This window comes from Microbacterium sp. MM2322 (assembly GCF_964186585.1).
Taxonomy (GTDB): Bacteria; Actinomycetota; Actinomycetes; order Actinomycetales; family Microbacteriaceae; genus Microbacterium.
Genome location: NZ_OZ075067.1, coordinates 2645716 through 2665652, shown reverse-complemented (window position 1 = coordinate 2665652; position 19937 = coordinate 2645716). Strand labels below are relative to the sequence as shown.

Genomic DNA, 19937 nt, shown 5'->3' with positions numbered 1-19937 from the left:
GTCGAGCGTCGGATCCACCTGGCATGATGGAGGCCGGCGTGCCCGATTCGACGACTTCTGGAAGTTCCGTCGGGCCTGTGGACAGCGTCCGCCGCCCCGGAAACGAGGAGCGAAAATGCCGACGCCGCACGAGAACCTCACCACCCGCGTCGCCCAGCGCCGTCGCTACCTGATGTGCCGTCCCGAGCACTTCACGGTGTCGTACAGCATCAACCCGTGGATGGAGCCGTCGCGGCCCACCGACACGGCGAAGGCTGTCCGGCAGTGGCAAGCGCTCCACGACGCCTACGTGGAGCTCGGCCACGAGGTCGAGCTGATCGACCCCGTCCCGGGCCTTCCCGACATGGTCTACACCGCCAACGGCGGCTTCATCGTCGATGGTCGCGCGCTCGGCGTGCGGTTCCGCGTCGACGAGCGCCGCGGCGAGGAGCGACCGTTCATGGACTGGTTCGATGGGCACGGATTCGAGGTCGTCGAGCCTGTGGAGGTCCAGGAGGGCGAGGGCGACTTCCTCCTCGTGGGCGACACGATCCTCGCCGGCACCGGCTTCCGCTCCGTCGGCGACAGCCATCGCGAACTCGCCGCCGTCTTCGGCCGCGAGGTCGTCTCGCTCCGCCTCGTCGACCCGCGGTTCTACCACCTCGACACCGCGATCACCGTCCTCGACCCCGTCGAGGGCGTCGGCGGCGTCGAGCGCGCGAACATCGCCTACCTGCCGTCCGCGTTCGACGAGGAGTCGCGCCGCGTGCTCGCCGAGCGCTATCCCGACGCGATCCAGGTGACGGATGCCGACGGTGCCGTCTTCGGGCTGAACGCCGCCAGTGACGGGCGCCACGTCTTCGTCTCGCCCCGGGCGACCGACTTCGCCGCCCAGCTCGAGGCGCGCGGGTACGTCCCCGTCCCCGTCGACCTGTCGGAGCTCCTGCTCGGCGGCGGGGGCATCAAATGCTGCACGCTCGAACTGCGCGGAGGTGCGCGATGACCGATTCCCGATTCCCCGACTCCTCCGAGGCTGCCATCTCGGCCGAAGAGGCCCACGTCGCCCACAATTACCACCCGCTCGCCGTGGTCGTCGCGGAGGGCGAGGGGTCGTGGGTGACCGACGTCGAAGGCAAGCGCTACCTCGACCTGCTGTCGGCCTATTCGGCGCTCAACTTCGGGCACCGGCATCCGGCACTCGTCTCGGCCGCGACGGAGCAGCTGGGCCGCATCACCCTGACGAGCCGTGCGTTCCACAACGATCGCCTCGGTGCCTTCGCCGAAGCACTCGCAGGGCTCGCAGGCAAAGACATGGTGCTGCCCATGAACACGGGCGCCGAGGCCGTCGAGACCGGCATCAAAGTGGCGCGCGCATGGGCGTACCGGGTCAAGGGTGTCGCGGAGGGGCGGGCGAAGATCCTCGTCGCCTCGGCGAACTTCCACGGGCGCACGACGACGATCGTCGGCTTCAGCGACGACCCGCAGGCGCGCGACGGCTTCGGTCCCTTCGCGCCCGGGTTCGAGATCGTTCCCTACGGGGATGCCGCGGCTCTCGCAGCGGCGATCGACGACGACACCGCGGCGGTGCTGATCGAGCCCATCCAGGGTGAGGCGGGCGTCGTCATCCCGCCCGACGGCTACCTGCGCGCGGTCCGCGAGGCCTGCACAGCGGCGAACGTGCTCTTCATCGCCGACGAGATCCAGTCGGGCCTCGGTCGTGTCGGCACGACGTTCGCGTGCGAACGGGAGGGCGTCGTGCCGGACCTGTATCTCCTCGGCAAGGCGCTCGGGGGCGGCATCCTGCCCGTCTCGGCCGTCGTCGGCGACCGCGACGTCCTCGGCGTCATCCACCCGGGCGAACACGGCTCGACCTTCGGCGGCAACCCGCTCGCGGCAGCCGTCGGACTCGCCGTCGTCGACCTGCTCGCGACCGGCGATCTGCAGCGTCGCGCCCTGGCGCTCGGCGATCACCTGCGGTCCCGGCTGGACGCGCTCGTCGGCTCCGGCGTGACCGCGATCCGCGTCGCGGGACTGTGGGCGGGCGTCGACATCGACCCGGCCGTGGGGACCGGTCGCGAGGTCGCGGAACGCCTGCTCGCGCGGGGTGTGCTCGTCAAGGACACCCACGGCCAGACCATCCGCATGGCCCCGCCGCTCATCATCCGTGCCACCGAGATCGACTGGGCGATCGAGCAGCTGCGGTTGGCCCTCGCGGACTGACCGCGGGGCGAAACACTCCGGCAACACCACCCGGATTAGGCTCATCCCATGGGTGATCTCTTCGACGGATACGGCTCCACTCTGGCGCCGCGCAAGACCCCCTCCGGCGTCCCGGCGTTCGACGAGATGTTCGCCGGAGCGGCGCATCCCGGCGAAGCGGCGCAGTCGCGATCGTCGTACCGGGAGCTGTACCAGGCTCTCGCGCAGATGACCCAGGAAGAGCTGCGCGGGCGCACCGAATCGCTCGCCAGCTCCTATCTCGCGCAGGGCGTCACGTTCGACTTCGCGGGCGAGGAGAGACCTTTCCCCCTGGATGCCGTCCCCCGCGTCATCGCCTACGACGAGTGGTCGCGCATCGAGAAGGGCGTCCAGCAGCGCGTGCGTGCACTGGAAGCGTTCCTCGACGACGCCTACGGCCACCAGCACGTCGTCCGCGACGGGGTCCTGCCGGCGAAGCTGATCGCGTCGTCGCAGTACTTCTCCCGCCAGGCCGCCGGCATCCGCCCGGCCAACGGAGTTCGCATCCAGGTGTCCGGCATCGACCTCATCCGCGACGAGCACGGCGAGATGCGCGTCCTCGAGGACAACGTGCGGGTGCCGTCGGGCGTGAGTTACGTGATCTCCAACCGCCGCGTCATGGCGCAGACGCTGCCCGAGCTTTTCGTCTCGATGCGCGTGCAGCCGGTCGGCGATTACCCCCACAAGCTGCTGCAGGCGCTCCGCAACTCCGCGCCCCCGGGAATCGACGATCCGAACGTCGTCGTCCTCACGCCGGGTGTCTACAACTCCGCCTACTTCGAGCACACGCTGCTCGCCCGGCTCATGGGTGTCGAGCTCGTCGAGGGGCGTGACCTCGTGTGTCAGGGCGGGCGCGTCTTCATGCGCACGACGCGCGGACCGCGCCGCGTCGACGTCATCTACCGTCGCGTCGACGACGACTTCCTCGACCCGCTGCAGTTCCGGGCCGATTCCATGCTCGGCGCCCCCGGGCTCATGCTCGCCGCACGGCTCGGGAACGTCACGATCGCGAACGCGGTCGGCAACGGTGTCGCCGACGACAAGCTGCTGTACACCTACGTTCCCGAGCTGATCAGGTACTACCTCGCCGAAGAGCCGATCCTCAAGAACGTCGACACCTGGCGTCTCGAAGACCCGGGTGCGCTCGAGGAGGTGCTCGACCGACTCGACGAGCTCGTCGTGAAACCGGTCGACGGGTCGGGCGGTAAGGGTCTCGTCGTCGGGCCCGACGCCAGTCCCGCCGAACTCGACGCTCTCCGCACGAAGCTGAAAGCGGACCCGCGCGGCTGGATCGCGCAGCCCGTCGTCATGCTCTCCACGATCCCGACCCTCGTCGACGACGGGATGCGGCCCCGCCACGCCGATCTCCGTCCCTTCGCCGTCAACAACGGCGACGAGGTGTGGGTGCTCCCCGGCGGACTGACGCGGGTCGCGCTTCCCGAAGGCCAGCTCGTCGTCAACTCGAGCCAGGGCGGCGGATCGAAGGACACGTGGATCGTCGGCGGCGACGCTCCGAACCGCGGCGAATACGGACAGTCCCCGTCGCTTGCCGGAATCGTCGCCGAGCAGGCCACGGCCACCTCGGCGATCCCGATCATCTACGACGCGCAGGACGAGCCGGACCACTCGCCGCAGGACCGCCCCCGCACGCTGTCCGAGCAGCAGGAGCAGCAGCAGCAGGGCAGCGACGCCGAGGAAGGTGACGAGGCATGCTGAGTCGCATCGCCGAGAGCCTGTTCTGGATCGGGCGCTACATCGAGCGCTCCGACGGCACCGCCCGCATCCTCGACGTGCACCTGCAGCTCCTCCTCGAGGATCCGTGGATCGACGAGGACACGGCCTGTCGCTCGCTGATGGGCGTCATGGGTACCGTCACGCCGCCGGGCGACCGACCCGTCACCCGCGCCGACGTGTTGACCGACCTCGCCGTGGACCGCACCAACTCGTCGTCGATCGCGTACTGCCTGCAGGCGGCGCGCGAGAACGCCCGCCGTGCCCGCGAAATCGTGTCGACGGAACTGTGGGAGACCCTCAACACGACGTACTCGCGCATGCCCCGGCGGCTCAACGACGAGAAGACGCACGAGTTCTTCCAGTGGGTCCGCGAACGTGCGGCGCTCGCCGTCGGCGTCACCGACAACTCGTCGAGTCACGATGAGGCCTGGCAGTTCTTCACGCTCGGTCGCGCCATCGAGCGCACCGACATGACCGCGCGGATGCTGGCGACGAGGTCGCTGACCGAGGCATCCGGTCCGTCGTGGACGACGATCCTCCGCTCCTGCGGCGCCTACGAGGCGTACCTGCGCACCTACCGGGGCATGCCGAGCTCGCAGAACGCCGCCGAGTTCCTGCTGCTCGACCGCCTGTTCCCGCGCTCGATCATCCACTCGATCCGGACCGCCGAGCAGTGCATGAGCGCGATCGATCCGGTCGAGGACCGCGTCGGGCACTCCAACGCGGTGCTCCGCGCTCTCGGGCGCATGCGCAACGAACTCGAGTACCAGCCGATCGATCAGGTGCTCGCCGAGCTCCCTGCCCACATGCAGAGCGTGCAGTCGGTGACGCGCGAGGCATCCGAGGCCATCCGGGGGCGGTTCTTCCCCACGCAGGCCGAACCCAGTTGGATCGGAGAGACCTCATGAAGCGGCTGCGCATCGAGCACACGACGGGCTTCGACTACCCGGGCGAGGTGGGTGCGTCGTACAACGAGGCACGGATGCTGCCGACGACGAGCGACAGCCAGTTCGTCCTCAGCTCGCAGCTCGACATCGACCCGTCGACGAACGTGAACTACTACGTCGACTACTTCGGCACGCGGGTGGCCGCGTTCGACGTGCTCGCGAAGCACTCGGCGCTCGCGATCACGGCGCGCTCGCTCGTCGAGGTGCGGGCGCGGCCGCTCACCCACCCCGACACCTCGTGGGAGGCGCTGGCCCGCGACGCGCAGCGCTCGATCGGAACGGTCGAGATGCTGTCGCAGACGCTCCGCACCGCCCCGCATCCCGAGGTCGCGGATCTCGCCGCCGGGATCGCGGCGCAGCACGAGAACCCCTCGCACGCGGCGCTCGCGATCACGATGGCGGTCGGCGAGGCGGTCGAGTACGTGCCGGGGGCGACCGAGGTGCAGTCCACCGGCGCCGAGGCGTGGGTCGAGCGCAAGGGCGTCTGCCAGGACATGGCGCACATCGCGCTCGGCGCGCTGCGCTCCGTCGGTATCCCGGCGCGCTACGTCTCGGGCTATCTGCACCCGAATCCGACGGCAGAGGTCGGCGTGCCGGTCGTCGGTGAGTCGCACGCGTGGATCGAGTGGTACGCCGGGTCGTGGCACGGCTACGACCCGACGAACGACGCGGAGATCGGCGACCGCCATGTGACGGTCGGCCGAGGCCGCGATTACAACGACGTGCCGCCCCTCCGCGGCGTCTACGCGGGCCCGTTCAAGAGCCGGCTCGACGTGAAGGTGCTCATCACGCGCGAGGCGTGACGCGGCATCCGCTCAGGCGGGGGAGTCGTCAGGGTCGAGCGTCTTGAGGGTGTCCTCCTCGACGGCGTTGTCGGCGTCGAGCTGGTTCTCGGTGCCCTCGTCGCCGCCGGTGGGGTCGTCCTGCTCGGGTGTCGGGTTCGCGTCGGTGTCGCTCATGGCCGCGACGCTACGCACGGTGCGACGCGGCATCCGCCCCCTTGACAGGTTCGACGGAGACAGCCTCGACGGACGGGGGAGGGATTCGGGGCCGGGACGTCCCCCGACGTCGACCGGGCCCCGAGCCGCCGGATCGAAGCCATGATCCGACGGTTCCCCTCGCGTGTCACCATAGGGCGCTCGAATCGCCCGCCGGAGGCCACGAGTCCACCTCCGCCCCGGAGACGGGCAGGTATCGACCCGACAGCGGCGGGGATCCGTCCGCGAGATTCATCCGATTGAGTGAGACCTGCGGTCGCCCCGCTCGGGGTCACCCGGCAACCCTGTGGGTCGTGGCAAGCTCCTAGACGACCCGACCGTCCCACCCGGAAGCCCGCCTCGATGACCTCAGCGCAGCTCGCCTCTCCCGCAGCGCCGCCGAGCCCGCCCCTCGCCCTGCGCGGCTCGTCGCGGGCATCCTGGTTCTTCGTGGTCACGGTTTTCCTGACGACGGTGGTCCAGGCTCTCGTCTCGCCCACGTGGGGACTTCTCGAGGGCGCGGGCGAGTGGCCCCTGCCTGTTTCGGTCGCCGGGACGTATGCGCTCCTCATCGGCGGATGCGCCGCTCAGGCAGGTGCCCTCCTTCTCTCCCAGCGGATGCCGCGGGTCACGCTCACGGCGGTCGTGGTGATCCATCTCGCACTGGCGGTGGGGCTCGCCGTGCCGACGTGGGTGGCGGGCATGTCGCTGGTCATCTCCGTCGCGCTGTTCCTCGCGGCGGCCGGTATGGCCGTCGCCGAGGCGGTCGCATGGTGCGTCGGCACGATCGTCGCCGAGTCGGCTGTGCTGCTCTGCTGGGTTCTGGGGACGGGCGAGAGCCTCGGCGTCAGCATCGGGTGGCTCGCGGCCCAGATCACGTCGATGGCGGCTCCCGCCGTGGGTGGCACCGCGCTCGGGCTGTGGTGGTCGGCGAAAGTGAGGCGGATGCGGCTCGCACGCGAAGCCGCCGAGCGTGCGACGCGTGAGCACGACGAGCGGGTGGCGGATGCCCAGCGTCGGGAGCGCGCTCGCATCGCTCAGGAGCTCCACGACATCGCCGGGCAGCACCTCGCGGGCCTCATCACCCTCGCCGACGCGGCTCTCAAGGTCGCCCCGACGCGGGCGGACCAGGCCCTGGAGCTGCTTCAGGACGTGCGCGACGAGGGGCGCTTCGCCGCCGCCGGGCTCGCGGGCGCGCTGGCCGATCTCCGGGCGGGCGATGTCGTCCCGTCCGACACGACGCGGGACCTGCGCCAGCTCGACGAACTCGTCGCGTTCTGGCGGGCGCGCGGAGCCATCGTTGCGCTCGAGGTGACCGGGCGCCTCGATTCGCTTCCCGCGGTGGTGTCGGCGACGGCGTTCCGCTGCATCCAAGAGGCCCTGACGAATGCAGCCAAGCACGCTCCCGGCGCGCCCGTGGATCTTCGCGTCTCACGAACGCCGGACCGTATCCGCGTCGTCGTCGCGAACTCCGCGGCGGTGCCGATCGGCGACCTCTCGGGGATCGGGCTCGGGTGGGGGCTCAGCGGCATCCGGGAGCGCGTCGAGATCCTGGGCGGGTCCCTTTCCGCGGGTCAGGATGCCGGCGGGGGCTGGACGCTCGACGTCTCGATCCCTGTCTCCTCGAGCGAAGCGGAGCGGGGATGACGGCCGGTCGTTCGCCGATTCGGGTTCTCATCGCCGACGACAATCGGTCGGTCCGCAAGGGCCTCCGGCTCCAGCTCGAGGCCGCGGGCGGCATCCGTGTCGTCGGCGAGGTCGCCAACGGCCTCGATGCCGTGCGCGTGGCACAGGCCGAGGCACTGGACGTCGTGTTGATGGACATGCAGATGCCGGGCCTGAACGGCGCGGATGCCACGCGGCAGCTGCTCGCCGAGGAGGGCGACCAGCCGGCGGTCATCGTCATGACGAGCTTCGCGGTGGACGCCTACATCACCGATGCGATCGACGCGGGTGCGGTTGGGTACCTGCTGAAGAGCTATGACTCGGACAAGGTGGTCAGCGCCGTCGAAGCCGCAGCTCGCGGGGAGGCGATCGTGTCCACGCGTGCCATCGCGCCGGTGCTGCGAGAGTTCGTCCGTCGCCGCGGCCCGGATCCCGACATCGAGCGTCTGGCGTCGTTGAGCCCTGCGGAGAGGCGCGTCGTGTCGATGCTCGCCTCAGGGGTCACCGCCAACGAGGCGATCGCGTCGTCCCTGCACCTGTCGGTTCACACGGTGCGGACGCAGCTGCAGTCCGCACTCCGCAAGGTCGGTGTCGCGGACCGCACGCAACTCGCCCTGTGGGGTGCGCGCAACCGGCTCGACGGGGAGGGTGCTCGCGCGTTCGACTGAGCTGGTCTCGCGGCAATCCCGTTCCGGGGACGCGTCGTGCCGTTTGCGTCGACGGCACGCGACATCGCGCGTCCCCGGAGCGTTGCGGAAACCACTGAACGTTATTTAGTCTTTCGACATCGGGTGCCGCGCGCACCCACGCCACGACGACGTCGCAGGAGACCGCCATGACCGCATCCCTTTCCACCGCGCCCGACGGGACGCGTTACCGCGACCTCAACCGCAACGGCGTCATGGATCCGTACGAGGACCCGCGCCTGCCGATCGCCGAGCGCGTCGCCGACCTCGTCTCGCGCCTCTCGCTGGAGGAGAAGGCCGGGCTCATGATCCAGACGATCGTGTCGACGACCACCGACGGCGAGGTCGACGGGCCGGCGTTCATGCCCGGGCGCACGACGGCCCGCGAGTTCGTCGAGGGCTCGCACATCACGCACCTGAACATCCACCAGATCCCCGACCCGCGCGCCATGGCGCGGTGGGTGAACGCGCTGCAGCGGGTGGCTGCGGCGTCGGGCCACGGCATCCCGGTCACGATCTCCACCGACCCCCGCCACTCGTTCACCGAGAACTGGGGCGCCTCGTTCACCGCCGGTCACCTCTCCGCGTGGCCCGAGCCCCTCGGGCTCGGCGCGATCGCCGACCCGGGCGTCGTGCGCGAGTTCGCCGACATCGCGCGTCGCGAGTACACGGCCGTCGGCATCCGCTCGGCCCTGCACCCGACGCTCGACGTCGCGACGGAGCCGAGGTGGGCCCGGCAGTACAGCACGTTCGGGCAGGATGCCGACCTCGTCGGACGTCTCGGTGTCGCCTACCTCGACGGGTTCGAGGGCGACCGGCTGACGTCCGCGAGCGTTGCCTGCATGGCGAAGCACTTCCCCGGCGGCGGGCCGGAGAAGGATGGCGAGGACCCGCACTTCCCCTACGGCACCGACCAGGTGTACCCGGGCGGCATGTTCGAATACCACCTCGAGCCGTTCCGCCGGGTGATCGAGCGCGGGGTCTCGGCGATCATGCCCTCGTACGGCGTGCCGCGCGGGCTTGTCCTCGACGGCGAGCGGGTCGAGGAGGTCGGCTTCGGCTTCAACCACCAGATCATCACGGGGCTGCTGCGCGAGAAGCTCGGCTTCGACGGCGTCGTCTGCACCGACTGGGGACTCGTCACCGAATCGCGGATGATGGGCAAAGTCCTGCCGCCGCGGTCGTGGGGCGTCGAGCACCTCAGCGAGATCGAGCGGTTCCGAAAGGCCCTCGACGCCGGCTGCGACCAGTTCGGCGGCGAGGACGACCCGGCGCTCCTCATCGAGCTCGTGCGCTCGGGTGCCGTGCCCGAGTCGCGCCTCGACGTCTCGGTCGCGCGCCTGCTGCGCGTGAAGTTCGAGCTCGGACTGTTCGACGATCCGTTCGTCGACGAGGATGCCGCGGCCGAGGTCGTCGGCAGCGCCGAGTTCCGCGCAATCGGCACGCAGGCCCAATCGCGGTCGACGGTGATCCTTCCGGGTGGGTCCGGGGATGCGGCATCCGTTCTGCCCCTGCGGCCCGGCACGGCGGTGCACGCCCCGGACATCTCGGACGAGGCGCTGCGCGAGGCAGGACTCGAGCCCGTCGCGGAGCCGGCGGACGCCGACGTGGCGATCCTGCGGCTCGCGCCGCCGTTCGAGCCGCGCGATCACTTCATGCTCGAGTCGAGCTTCCACGCGGGGTCGCTCGCGTTCGACGACGAGGTCGTGGCGACCGTCGCCGAGGTCGCCGCCGCGGCGCCGACCGTCGTCACCGTGCACCTCGAGCGTCCGCTGCTGCTCGCACCGCTGCTGCCGCATGCGCACGCTGTCGTCGCGACGTTCGGCGCGTCGGAGGGGGCGATCCTCGACGCGCTTACCGGACGCGTGCCCGCCGAGGGGCGCCTGCCGTTCGAGATCCCGCGCAGTACGGAGGCCGTTCTCGCTGGTCACTCCGACGTCCCCGGCGGAACCGCGGACCCGGTCTTCGAGGGCGGGCGGGCGACGCTCGAGGTTCGCGCAGATGCGTGAGCGCCGTGTTTCGGCGCAGGGCCGGGAGAGCCGCGAGCTGATCCTCGACACCGCGCTCGAGGTCATCGGTCGTCGCGGGTACGGGGCGACCTCGCTGCGCGACATCGCTGCCGAGGTCGGGATGACGCAGGCCGGCATGCTGCACCATTTCGGCACGAAGGAGAACCTGCTCGTCGAGGTGCTGCGCCGACGGGATGCCGCGACCCGGGAGGCCCTCGCCGACCAGGCCGGTGGCGAACCGCCGTCGGTGCGCGTCGCGCGGCGCAATGCCGAGTCGCCCGCGCTGGTGCACCTGTACACGAACCTGCTGGTCGCGGCATCCGATTCGGAGCATCCCGCTCGAGCATTCTTCGAGGAGCGGCAGGAGAGTGTGCACGCCGTCGTCGCGGCGGATATCCGCGCGCGGCAGGAGGCGGGCGGGATGCCGGCGGGAGTGGATGCCGACATGGCGGCGACGGTGCTGCTCGCCCTCTCGGACGGGCTGCAGCTGCAGCAGAGCGTCGACCCGTCGATCGACATCGCCGAGGTGCTCGCGTGGGTGTGGGAGCGGCTGGCCGTGCAGGACTGAGAGCTGCAGCGACTCCTGGGGCTGGTCGCCATGCAGGTGCGCACGGCCAGTAAGTCTTTTCTCTCGCGGTTTGACATAGGGAACGCTACGGTTCGAGCAACCGCGGGCACTGTTGCTGCGGCTTCACGACGACAGGTTGGGGCCTGAGTGCGTTCTACGGCTGTGCGTGGTGCCCAGCAGATGACCGGCGTCAGCAACGCGTCCGGTTCGTTCGCGTACAAGTACGCCGGCACCAGCCAGGTCGAAGTCCTCCAGCAGCAGCAGGCCAGTCGATCGGCCTCTTCGCTGTTCTGGCGGTCATCTTCCTAGTGATGAGCGCCATATTCGCCGGACAGGCTGTGCGCCCAGGCGAGAACACAACGGCCTTGGTTGTTGCAATCGCGTGCGTCCTTCTGTGTCTCGGCAGCGTAGCGTTCGTCCTCGTTCTCCTCGTGAAAGCTCGGAGGAAGCGAAAGTGATAGCCGATGAGACCCTGCAGGCGGCGCAACAGCGCTACGGTTCGCGGCCATCAATTCTGTTGGCGCCGGAGCAGTGATCGATTTGGCAGCGTCCATATGGGGAGCAGGTTCTGCTATCGGCGGAATCCGGGAGGAGTGTCAGTGACCATGCAAATCACGGCGACGGTGATTGGCGCCCTGACTGCAAGCGTCTTACTAGTGGCGGTGTTCCAGCTGCTGATATTTCAGGAGACATCTTTTTGGGTATGGGTGATAGTTCTCTTCGGGGCAGGCTCTACGGCGTTGTTCGCTCGTGCTGCGCACAGTGAGAAGAATCGTCCTGAATGAATCAAGCCACGCGGGGGCTGATCCGCAACGGGCCGGACGAATGGCATGCGGCACTAACGCGACCGAAATGATGACGACGCCCGACTAGTTGTGGATTCACTCGGAAATCGAACCAGACGGCTACCGAAGCCGGCGGAGAGATCCTCGGGGGTACGGCCCCTGAGTTTGGGCGCCACTCCAGACAGGTCACCGATAATCATCGTTATATCGCCGAGCCACCAACGAGCCGCGCCCACCTCACTCCACCCGCGTCACCCGGATCGCCATGAACTGCCGTCCCGGCAGTTCGACGCGCACCTGACCGCGATACGTCCCGGGCAGTTCGTCGACCGTCATCCCCCAGGTGTCGATGACCTCGACGCGCCAGTCGCCCTCGTCGAGGATGACATTGCGGAACCGCGGCCGGTTGAATCCGAAGTACGCGATCTTCTGCTGCCCGGCGACGCCACCCCACGGCACGTCCCAGTCGCTCGGCAGCGGGTCCCAGACCCCGCCGGGCGCCTCGGACTGCAGTCGTTCGAGAAAGGCGATCCGTGCGGGTGAGGTGCCGTGCAGTGCGCCGCCCTTCGCCCACCAGAGCACTTCGTCGTCATCGCCGACGGATGCCGCACCGTCGAGCGCGGGCGGGTAGTAGGTCTCGCCGTGGCCGACGTACCCGCCGCGGACGGCACCCTCCCAGAACCGGCGCACCATCTCCTCGCCGGTGATGTTGCCCCAGCCCTGGTCGATGTCGCCCTCGTACGCGCACTCGTCGATGACGACTGGCTTGCCCCACTGCTCGCGCCACTGGTCGGTGTTCTCGGCCGTGCGGTACACGTCGACCCGCTGCACGCTGACGTGCGTGATCCACGGCTTCGCGTAGTCATAGAAGGGCCGGCAGTTGTGGATCGAGTTGAGGTGACCGAAGGCATCCTCTTCTCCCACGACCGCGGCGAGGCGCTCCCAGTCGTCGAGGTCCTTCGACCACATCAGGTCGTACTCGTTCGCCATCGACCACCACACGTTCGCGAACCCCGCGAGCCGCCGCACCACGTACCGCAGGTAGCGCTCGTCGACGGCGGGACCGAGATCGGCGAACCCCCACCGGTCGTACGCGTGGAAGAGGATGAGGTCTGCCTGGATGCCGAGGGCCGCCAACTCCGCGATGCCCTGCTCCAGGCGGCGGAAGTGCGCGGGGTCGAAGCGGGTGAGGTCGAAGCCGTCGGCGAGGCTGCCGACGAACGGGAAGTCGGCCGGCTCGTTCGCGTTGTAGAGGTACGACTTCGGGAACACGCACATCCGGAGCTTCGCGAACGGGGCGTCGGCGAGGGTCGCGAGCGTCTTCTGCTGCAGTTCCTCGGGCTGGTGCGTCCAGGCGTAAGCGGTCGTTCCGACCGGGCGATGCCGCGTGCCGTCGGCGTGCCGGAAGTGCAGCCCGTCGACGCGCACCGGGCCGCGCGAGCCCTCGCGCGCCTCGACGACCTCGACCGAGCCGGTCAGGCCGTCGAGCGAGCGCGCGGTCGACCGGGTCTCGAAGGTCCACGTGCCGGGCTCATCGGCGAGCGCCCGAACGACGTAGACACCGTCGCCGTCGTAGAACCCGCCGACGCGCACTTCCCGGCCGCCGCGGCGGAACACGGCGTCGAGTTCGACGTCGACGAACGGGTTGCCGTGCGCGGGGCCGGCGAAGCGCACCTCGAGCGGATCCCACTGCGGCGACGGTGCCGGCAGTGTTACGACGGCCGAGGCTCGCGGCACGTCGTCGCCCTCGTAACCGGGGTCGGCGGCGATCGCGGGGGAATACGGTGCGCGTCCGGCCCCCGACCCGACCTCGGCGAGCGCCGCGAAGAAGCGCTCGCGCTCCTCGAGGTCCTCGAGGGCGGGCACGATCGCGACCAGCTGACCGAGGCGACCGCTCCGGAATTGCGTCGCCATGGGCGAGGCTGCCACCCCGGGCAGGTACCGCTCCAGGATCGCGCGGGCTTCGGGGTCGTCGATGGCATCACCGAACGTACTGGCACGGTCGAACACGGGGGCCTCCTCGGGCAGGTCAGACGGATGCCGTCGCGCGCCGGATCGCGTCGTCCACCGACGCGAGCAGCGCGGGCGGCGCGAACATGAGCGCGCTCGTGACGGCTCGGCGCGCTCCCCAGCGCGTCTCGGCGCGAATCGCCTCCGCGCGGTCGGGATCCGCCGACGCCACGGCATCGAGGAAGGCGGAGTACGCGCGCGGGTCGTCGATCACGTCGGCGAGCGACGCCTGCAGGCCATCGAGCGCAGGACGCGGGGGGACAGCGGCGGGCGTGAAGCGCCACTCGTAGCGGCCGGATCCGACCTCCTCGGGTGCACCCGGAACAGCGATCTCGGCACGGGTGCCGGGCGGCACGACAGCTCGCACCACGATCTCGGCTCCCTCCCGATGCCATGCCACAGCGGCCTCGCCGTAGGGGGTCAGATGGCGCGCCGACGCCGACGACAGGGTGTCGAGCGGCTGGGGCGCGATGCGGAGACGCCGGTACCCGGGTGCCGCGGGCGCGAGGCCGGCGACGGTCCGGTGCAGCCAATCCGCGACGGCGCCGAGCGCATAGTGATTGAAGGACGTCATCTCACCCGGGTTGACCGAGCCGTCCGGCAGGAGCGAGTCCCAGCGCTCCCACACCGTCGTCGCGCCCTGCGTCACGGGGTACAGCCACGAGGGGCATTCGGTTTGCGTGAGCAGCCGCTCGGCCGTGGCGAGGTGCCCGCTGCGGGTGAGCGCATCGGCGACGAGGGGGGTCCCGACGAAGCCGGTTCCGATGCGGTAGCCGCCCTCGCGGACGAGCGCCGCGAGGCGGTCCGCGAGCCCGGTCCGGACGGCACCGTCGGTGACGAGGTCGAACTCGAGGGCGAGGGCATACGCGGTCGGAGCGTCGCTCATCATGCGCCCCGCGGCGGTCACGTACTCGTCGACGAACGCCGCGCGGCTCCGCTCCGCGAGGGCACCGTAATGAGCGGCATCCGTGTCGTGTCCGAGGAGGCGGGCGGCATCGGCGACCTGGCGCAGGGACCGCGCGTAGTACGCCGAGGCGACGATGTCGCTGTCGACCTGCGCCTGGCCCGGCTTGTCGGGCGGCGACGTCGGATCGAGCCAGTCGCCCAGCTGCATCCGGCCGGCCCATAAGCCGCTCTCGCCCGCGTCGCGACCGACGGCATCCACCCAGTCGCGCATGCTGTCGTACTGCGCGGCGAGGACCGCTCGGTCGCCGAAGCGGTCGTGGAGGACGGTGGGGACGACGGTGGCGGCGTCACCCCACGCGGCCGGTGACGCCCCGCCGAACGAGGCGAACCCGCCGAGGGCGGACGGCACCACGACCGGCACCGATCCGCCGTCGCGCGTCTGCTCGTGGGCGAGATCGCGGAGCCACGACGTGAGGAACCCCGCGCAGTCGTAGAGGAACGACGCGGTCGGGGCGAACACCTGCAGGTCGCCCGTCCACCCGAGCCGCTCGTCGCGCTGCGGGCAGTCGGTGGGGATCGACAGGAAGTTCCCGCGCATGCCCCAGACGACGTTCTCGTGCAGGCGTTCGATGAGCGGGTCGGATGCCTCGAACCACCCGGTCCGCGTCATGTCGGTGTGGAGGACGACCGCCTCGACGTCGGCCGGATCGATGTCGATCCCGGTGACCTGGGCGTAGCGGAAGCCGTAGAAGCTGAAGCGGGACTCGAGGACGTCGTCACCGCCGGAGAGGTCGAACGTCGCCGTCGCCGCGGCGTTCCGGAGAGGGCGCAGCGCGAGTTCACCCTCGTTGAGGACCTCCGCGTGACGGATTGTCACGCGGGTACCGGCGTCGCCCCGGACCCGCAGGCGAAGTCGACCGACGAGATTCTGCCCGAAGTCGAGGATCGTGGCGCCGGACGGTGTGGGGAGCGTCGCCGCGACGGGAAGCGCCTCGATCCGCCGCACGGGCGGGGCGATGCGGGCTTCGGGCACGGGGATGTTCTCGTACCCGGGCTTCGCGGCAGCGCCCACCCGAGCGGGCCGGAACTCGCCGACCGTGACGCGCAGGTCCTGGTGCTCACCGGCGTAGATGCCGCTGTCGACGACGGGGCACTGGGCCGCGGCATCCCACCCGTCTCCGGTTGCAGCGACCGTCGTCGTGGTGCCGTCGTCGAAGGTCACCCGCAGCTGGGCGAGGAACGACGGCTGCGTGCCGTAGAGGCGGTCGGCGAACGCGAAGAAGCCGTACTTCTCGGTGTACCAGGCGCCGGCGAGAGTCGCCGACAGCTCGTTCTCGCCCACGCGGACGAGACCGGTGACGTCGACGGTCTCGTGGACGAGGCGGTCCCGGTAAGCGGTCCACCCCGGCGAGAGGACGTCATCCGAGACGGGAGTGCCGTTGATCTCGGGCTCGGCGACACCGAGGGCCGTCCAGAACAGCAGCGCGCGCGTCACGGGCCGCCCGAGACGGAACCGCGTCTTCACGACGGTCGGCATCGCGTCTCGCGGAGGGTCCGCGAGACCCACGGGCTGAGCGACCCATTCACCCGCCGCGAGGAACCCTGCCGCGACCGGCGACGGCTCCGACCACCCGGTCCAGGTGCCGGATGCCGCCTGCACCCGCACGCGGACGGCGCGATGCTCACCCGCCTGCAGCGGCGTGAACGGCCACGCGACGAGCGCGCTCTCGGCGCTGTCGAGAGCGACCGTGTCGACCCCGTCGGTCACCTCGGCGCGGGCCTGGATCCACTCCGGCTCGTCGGTCGCGACGGTCCAGGTCAGGCGCGGCGCGGGCGTCGCGACGAAGGGTGTGCCGGTGCGGTGCTCGGCGCGAAGGGTGTCGATGCGGGCGTTCACGGGGTTCCTCTCAGGAGTCAGCGGAGGCGGCGGCCGAGGTCCGCGGCGAGCGCAACGGCGCGGGGATCCGCGCCCCCGGGCCAGGGGCCGCGCGCGATCGTCCATGCGAAGGAGACACCGGTGTCGGGGTCGACGCACGCGAGGGCGCCGGCCGCGCCGTCGTGACCGAAGGCGCGGGGGCCGCCGAAAGCGAGCTGCTGCGACGGCTTCTGGAAGACGATCGCGTGAGCGCGGTCGTACTGGTGCAGCACCTCGTCGTACCCGCGGACCTGCTGCTGCCCGATCGTGGCGACGGTGTCCGCCGAGAGGAACGGCTGCCCGCCGTCGACGCCGGTGACGGCGGCGGCCATCAGGCGCGCGAGCCCGCGGGCGCTGCCCGTGCCGCTGCCGGCCGGGTGGCCGTAGCGCCAGCTCTGCGGCGAGTTGCCGAGGTCGACGTCGCCGGGCGTGGAACCGAACACGAGCGGGCCGAGCGCGGACATCTCCCGCGGGGCCGTGTCCGAGACCGGGCGGATCATCGGCAGGACGGCCGCGCGACGCTCCTCGTGATCCTCGGGCAGGCCGAGGAAGAAGTCGACGTCGTGCGGGGCGCGGATCTCCTGCTCGTAGAAGTCGTGGAGCGTCCGCCCCGTCACGCGGTACACGAGCTCGTCGCCGAGGTTGCCGATCGTGATGGCGTGATAGCCGAACGCGCTGCCGGGGTGCCAGAACGGAGTGGATGCCGCGAGGCGATCCGCCGCAGCGTGGTGGTCGAGCAGCTCGTCCCACGTGAGGACCGTGTCGGCCTGGGGGAGACCCGCCTGGTGCGAGAGCAGCTGGCGGACCGTGACGGCGCCCTTGCCCTTGGCGGCGAACTCCGGCCAGTACGTCGCGACGCGCTCGTCGAGGTCGAGCTCGCCGCGTTCGACGAGCAATCCGATCGCGAGGCCGATCGTGTTCTTCGTCACCGAGTACGGCACGATGACCGAATCGCGGTCGAGGTGCGGGCCGCCCCAGGCGTCGAGGACGACCTCGCCGTTGTGACGGGCGGCGACCTGGAACGACAGATCGGGGTCGGCGGCGAGCCAGCCCTCGAGGCGGTCGGCGATGCCGGTCAGGCGCTCGTCGACGGTTCCCTGCAGGCGCGTCATGCTCCGGCCTCCCACTCGAACGAGAGCGGAAGGTCCACGGCCGAGGCCCCGATCCGCAGCGTGAAGACGCCCGGTTCGACCTCCCAGCCGGCGGCCCAGTGCGCGAACCGGCGCGTCGGCAGATCGATCGTCGCGGTCGCTGTGGCCCCGGCATCCGCTCGCACGACGGCGTGACCCACGAGCCAGCGGACCGGTCGCTCGATCGTGGACTCGGGGCGCTCGGCGTAGACCTGCACGACGTGCTTGCCGGCGCGATCGCCGACGTTGCGGACTCTCACGGTCAGCTGGTCGCCGCGGCGGACCGCGTCATCCCACTCCCACGAGGTGTAGCCGAGGCCGTGCCCGAAGGCGAAGGCGGGTTCGGCTACCGAGCGCAGCCACGCCCGGTAGCCGATGTGGATGCCCTCCGTGTAGCGCAGCACACCGTCGTCGGGGGTGACCTGCGTCACCGGCACGTCCGCGAGTGCGGCGGGCCAGGTGGTGGGGAGGCGGCCGCCGGGCTCGGTGGCGCCGGTGAGGACGTCGGCGACCGCGTTGCCGAACTCCTGGCCGCCGAAGTAGCCCTGCAGGATCGCATCGACGTCGCCCGCCCACGGCAGGACGACGGGGGAGCCGGCATTGACCACGACGACGACCGGGGTCCCGGTCGCCGCGACGGCGCGGACGAGGTCGTCCTGGCGGCCGGGCAGATCGAGGTTCTCGCGGTCGTAGCCCTCGGACTCGACCTTCGCGTTCGTGCCGACGACGACGATCGCGATCTCAGCCGCCCGCGCCGCGTCGACCGCACGGGCGATCAGCTCGGCCGGATCGGTCCGCTCGGGAGCGATGCCGACGGTGGCAGACAGGGCGCCGGCGAGCGCGCCCGCGTCGGCGGGGAAGATCTCGACACGGATGTCGATCGGGATGCCGCTCGTCACCGACACCGGTGTCGTCAGCGACGGCGGGTTCAAGAACGCCGCTCCGAGGTCCGTGCCCTCGATCACGGGGGCGTCGTCGATGCGCAGTTCGCCGTCGACCAGGACGCGCGCCCGGCTGCCACCGGCGAAGCCGAGTTCGATTTCCCCCGTCGCATCCGGGGTGTAGCGGGTCTCGAAGATGACCGTGCGGCTGGCGGCGATGGGGGCGTCGCCACCGAACCAGACGAGTGCGCTCGCCCGACGGTCCTCGGTGAACAGTTCTTCGCCTGCGGCGCCCAGGAACGTCACCCGGAGGCCGGGCCCACCCGTCACCGGATTCGTCATCTGCTCGAGCGGGAGCTCCGCGACACCCTCCTGGACCACAGCACCGATCTCGTAGACGATGTCGGCATCGGGAAGGGCGTCACGGATGCCGGCGAGCGGCGACACGGTGCGCTCGGGCAGCACCGTGGCCGAGCCGCCGCCCTGCGTGCGGGCGTCGCGGGCGTTCTGGCCGATCACCGCGACGCGGCGGAGACCACCGGCATCCAGGGGCAGGACGCCGTTGTTCTGCAGGAGGACGGAGCCTTCGACAGCGGCCTCGCGGACGAACGCGACGCCGTCGATCGGCGTCGTCTCGAGCGGCGCCGTGCCCTCGAGCGCACCGACGCGCTCGGCGAGCAGCAGCAGGCGCAGGACCTTGCGGTCGATGTCGGCTTCCTGTACGCGACCGTCGCGGACGGCGGCGACGAGGTCCGCCCAGGCGGGTGCCGGCCCCGGCATGGCGAGGTCCTGGGCGGCGGGGACGGAATCGAGCGAGCGGACGGCGGTCCAGTCGCTGATCACGACACCGTCGAAACCCCACTCGCTGTTGAGAGGGGTCTCGAGCAGGTCGTTCTCGGTCATGGTCACGCCGTCGACCGCGTTGTAGGCGCTCATGATGCTCCAGGCGCCCGCCTCGACGGTCGCCTCGAACGGGGCCAGGTAGAGCTCGCGGAGCGCGCGCTCGCCGACCTGCACGTCGACCGTGAAGCGGTCGGTCTCGGAGTCGTTGGCGACGTAGTGCTTGGGCGTCGCGGCGACGCCGTTGTCCTGCAGGCCGCGGACGTACGCCGCGCCGAGGTCGGCGGTGAGCTGCGGGTCCTCCGAGAAGCACTCGAAGTGGCGCCCGCCGAGCGGGGACCGGTGGAGGTTGATGGTCGGGCCGAGCACGACGTCGACGCCCTTCCGGCGGGCTTCGCTCGCCGCGGCGGCACCGTAGCGGTGCGCGAGGTCGACATCCCACGACGCGGCGAGCGCCGAGCCCGACGGCATGTTGAGCGACGGATCGCGCTCGTCCCAGCGGGGCCCGCGGACACCGGCGGGGCCGTCCGAGAGGGTCATCGCACGGAGGCCGATCTCGGGCATCGGGACGGTGGTCCAGAAATCCGCGCCCTGCACGAGCGCGGCCTTCTGCTCCAGGGTCAGCTTCTCGAGAAGCGGGCGGAGGTGGTCGGTGGACGCGGTCATG

The 19937-nt window shown here is 70.7% G+C and carries 16 protein-coding genes; 11 read left to right on the top strand and 5 right to left on the bottom strand.

The annotated features are described in order from the left end of the window. The first annotated feature begins 115 nt into the window (after window positions 1–115). From ddaH to ABQ271_RS12940, 5 genes are read left to right on the top strand one after another with little or no spacing between them, the layout of a single operon-like run. Entirely contained in the window at window positions 116–982 is an 867-nt protein-coding gene (gene ddaH, locus ABQ271_RS12960; RefSeq protein ID WP_349309148.1) for a dimethylargininase, read from the top strand. Continuing rightward, complete coding sequence (rocD, locus tag ABQ271_RS12955; protein ID WP_349309147.1) at window positions 979–2199, top strand: ornithine--oxo-acid transaminase; 1221 nt, start codon at window positions 979–981, stop codon at window positions 2197–2199. The genes ddaH and rocD overlap by 4 nt, the downstream gene beginning before the upstream one ends. A gap of 48 nt (window positions 2200–2247) precedes the next feature. Then, window positions 2248–3933 carry a circularly permuted type 2 ATP-grasp protein gene (locus tag ABQ271_RS12950; protein WP_349309146.1) on the top strand — a complete coding sequence of 562 codons (1686 nt, stop codon included), beginning with the start codon at window positions 2248–2250 and terminating at the stop codon, window positions 3931–3933. Beyond that, window positions 3927–4859, top strand: a complete 933-nt coding sequence (locus tag ABQ271_RS12945; protein ID WP_349309145.1) for an alpha-E domain-containing protein — start codon at window positions 3927–3929, stop codon at window positions 4857–4859. Before ABQ271_RS12950 ends, ABQ271_RS12945 begins: the two co-directional genes overlap by 7 nt. Beyond that, complete coding sequence (locus tag ABQ271_RS12940) at window positions 4856–5701, top strand: transglutaminase family protein (protein WP_349309144.1); 846 nt, start codon at window positions 4856–4858, stop codon at window positions 5699–5701. The genes ABQ271_RS12945 and ABQ271_RS12940 overlap by 4 nt, the downstream gene beginning before the upstream one ends. Before the next feature lie 12 nt (window positions 5702–5713). On the opposite strand, the gene ABQ271_RS12935 is transcribed toward ABQ271_RS12940, so the two are convergent. Continuing rightward, window positions 5714–5857 carry a hypothetical protein gene (locus ABQ271_RS12935; protein WP_349309143.1) on the bottom strand — a complete coding sequence of 48 codons (144 nt, stop codon included), beginning with the start codon at window positions 5855–5857 and terminating at the stop codon, window positions 5714–5716. 381 nt (window positions 5858–6238) lie between these two features. Here ABQ271_RS12935 and ABQ271_RS12930 point away from each other — a divergent pair, with 381 nt between their 5' ends. The 6 genes from ABQ271_RS12930 to ABQ271_RS12905 all read left to right on the top strand — a co-directional run bounded on the left by ABQ271_RS12930 (window position 6239) and on the right by ABQ271_RS12905 (window position 11588). Beyond that, on the top strand, window positions 6239–7522 hold the full coding sequence (locus tag ABQ271_RS12930; RefSeq protein WP_349309142.1) for a histidine kinase: 1284 nt from the start codon (window positions 6239–6241) through the stop codon (window positions 7520–7522). After that, a complete protein-coding gene (locus ABQ271_RS12925; RefSeq protein WP_349309141.1) occupies window positions 7519–8208 on the top strand; it encodes a response regulator transcription factor in 690 nt (229 codons plus the stop codon). The genes ABQ271_RS12930 and ABQ271_RS12925 overlap by 4 nt, the downstream gene beginning before the upstream one ends. A 167-nt stretch (window positions 8209–8375) precedes the next feature. Then, window positions 8376–10235 carry a glycoside hydrolase family 3 N-terminal domain-containing protein gene (locus tag ABQ271_RS12920; RefSeq protein ID WP_349309140.1) on the top strand — a complete coding sequence of 620 codons (1860 nt, stop codon included), beginning with the start codon at window positions 8376–8378 and terminating at the stop codon, window positions 10233–10235. Then, window positions 10228–10803, top strand: coding sequence for a helix-turn-helix domain-containing protein (locus tag ABQ271_RS12915; RefSeq protein ID WP_349309139.1), 576 nt, complete (start codon window positions 10228–10230; stop codon window positions 10801–10803). The genes ABQ271_RS12920 and ABQ271_RS12915 overlap by 8 nt, the downstream gene beginning before the upstream one ends. A 147-nt stretch (window positions 10804–10950) precedes the next feature. Then, window positions 10951–11112 carry a hypothetical protein gene (locus tag ABQ271_RS12910; RefSeq protein ID WP_349309138.1) on the top strand — a complete coding sequence of 54 codons (162 nt, stop codon included), beginning with the start codon at window positions 10951–10953 and terminating at the stop codon, window positions 11110–11112. A gap of 290 nt (window positions 11113–11402) precedes the next feature. Continuing rightward, the gene (locus ABQ271_RS12905; protein WP_349309137.1) at window positions 11403–11588 is read left to right on the top strand and encodes a hypothetical protein; all 186 of its coding nucleotides are present in this window, start codon (window positions 11403–11405) and stop codon (window positions 11586–11588) included. 237 nt (window positions 11589–11825) lie between these two features. On the opposite strand, the gene ABQ271_RS12900 is transcribed toward ABQ271_RS12905, so the two are convergent. From ABQ271_RS12900 to ABQ271_RS12885, 4 genes are read right to left on the bottom strand one after another with little or no spacing between them, the layout of a single operon-like run. Next, a complete protein-coding gene (locus ABQ271_RS12900) occupies window positions 11826–13598 on the bottom strand; it encodes a DUF5605 domain-containing protein (RefSeq protein WP_349309136.1) in 1773 nt (590 codons plus the stop codon). A 19-nt stretch (window positions 13599–13617) separates the two neighbouring features. Further along, window positions 13618–16401 (bottom strand): family 78 glycoside hydrolase catalytic domain, encoded by a 2784-nt coding sequence (locus ABQ271_RS12895; RefSeq protein ID WP_349309135.1) that lies wholly within the window; start codon window positions 16399–16401, stop codon window positions 13618–13620. A gap of 17 nt (window positions 16402–16418) precedes the next feature. Continuing rightward, entirely contained in the window at window positions 16419–17531 is a 1113-nt protein-coding gene (locus tag ABQ271_RS12890) for a serine hydrolase domain-containing protein (RefSeq protein ID WP_349309134.1), read from the bottom strand. Next, window positions 17528–19936 (bottom strand): glycoside hydrolase family 3 C-terminal domain-containing protein, encoded by a 2409-nt coding sequence (locus tag ABQ271_RS12885; RefSeq protein WP_349309133.1) that lies wholly within the window; start codon window positions 19934–19936, stop codon window positions 17528–17530. The genes ABQ271_RS12890 and ABQ271_RS12885 overlap by 4 nt, the downstream gene beginning before the upstream one ends. Window position 19937 lies beyond the last annotated feature (1 nt).

Bases quoted from the DNA above. Each gene is read 5' to 3' on its own strand.
- ABQ271_RS12920 (WP_349309140.1), top strand. From the start codon at position 8,376: ATGACCGCATCCCTTTCCACCGCGCCCGACGGGACGCGTTACCGCGAC.
- ddaH (WP_349309148.1), top strand. From the start codon at position 116: ATGCCGACGCCGCACGAGAACCTCACCACCCGCGTCGCCCAGCGCCGT.
- ABQ271_RS12935 (WP_349309143.1), bottom strand. From the start codon at position 5,857: ATGAGCGACACCGACGCGAACCCGACACCCGAGCAGGACGACCCCACC.
- ABQ271_RS12930 (WP_349309142.1), top strand. From the start codon at position 6,239: ATGACCTCAGCGCAGCTCGCCTCTCCCGCAGCGCCGCCGAGCCCGCCC.
- ABQ271_RS12940 (WP_349309144.1), top strand. From the start codon at position 4,856: ATGAAGCGGCTGCGCATCGAGCACACGACGGGCTTCGACTACCCGGGC.
- ABQ271_RS12885 (WP_349309133.1), bottom strand. From the start codon at position 19,936: ATGACCGCGTCCACCGACCACCTCCGCCCGCTTCTCGAGAAGCTGACC.
- ABQ271_RS12950 (WP_349309146.1), top strand. From the start codon at position 2,248: ATGGGTGATCTCTTCGACGGATACGGCTCCACTCTGGCGCCGCGCAAG.
- rocD (WP_349309147.1), top strand. From the start codon at position 979: ATGACCGATTCCCGATTCCCCGACTCCTCCGAGGCTGCCATCTCGGCC.
- ABQ271_RS12915 (WP_349309139.1), top strand. From the start codon at position 10,228: ATGCGTGAGCGCCGTGTTTCGGCGCAGGGCCGGGAGAGCCGCGAGCTG.
- ABQ271_RS12925 (WP_349309141.1), top strand. From the start codon at position 7,519: ATGACGGCCGGTCGTTCGCCGATTCGGGTTCTCATCGCCGACGACAAT.
- ABQ271_RS12890 (WP_349309134.1), bottom strand. From the start codon at position 17,531: ATGACGCGCCTGCAGGGAACCGTCGACGAGCGCCTGACCGGCATCGCC.
- ABQ271_RS12945 (WP_349309145.1), top strand. From the start codon at position 3,927: ATGCTGAGTCGCATCGCCGAGAGCCTGTTCTGGATCGGGCGCTACATC.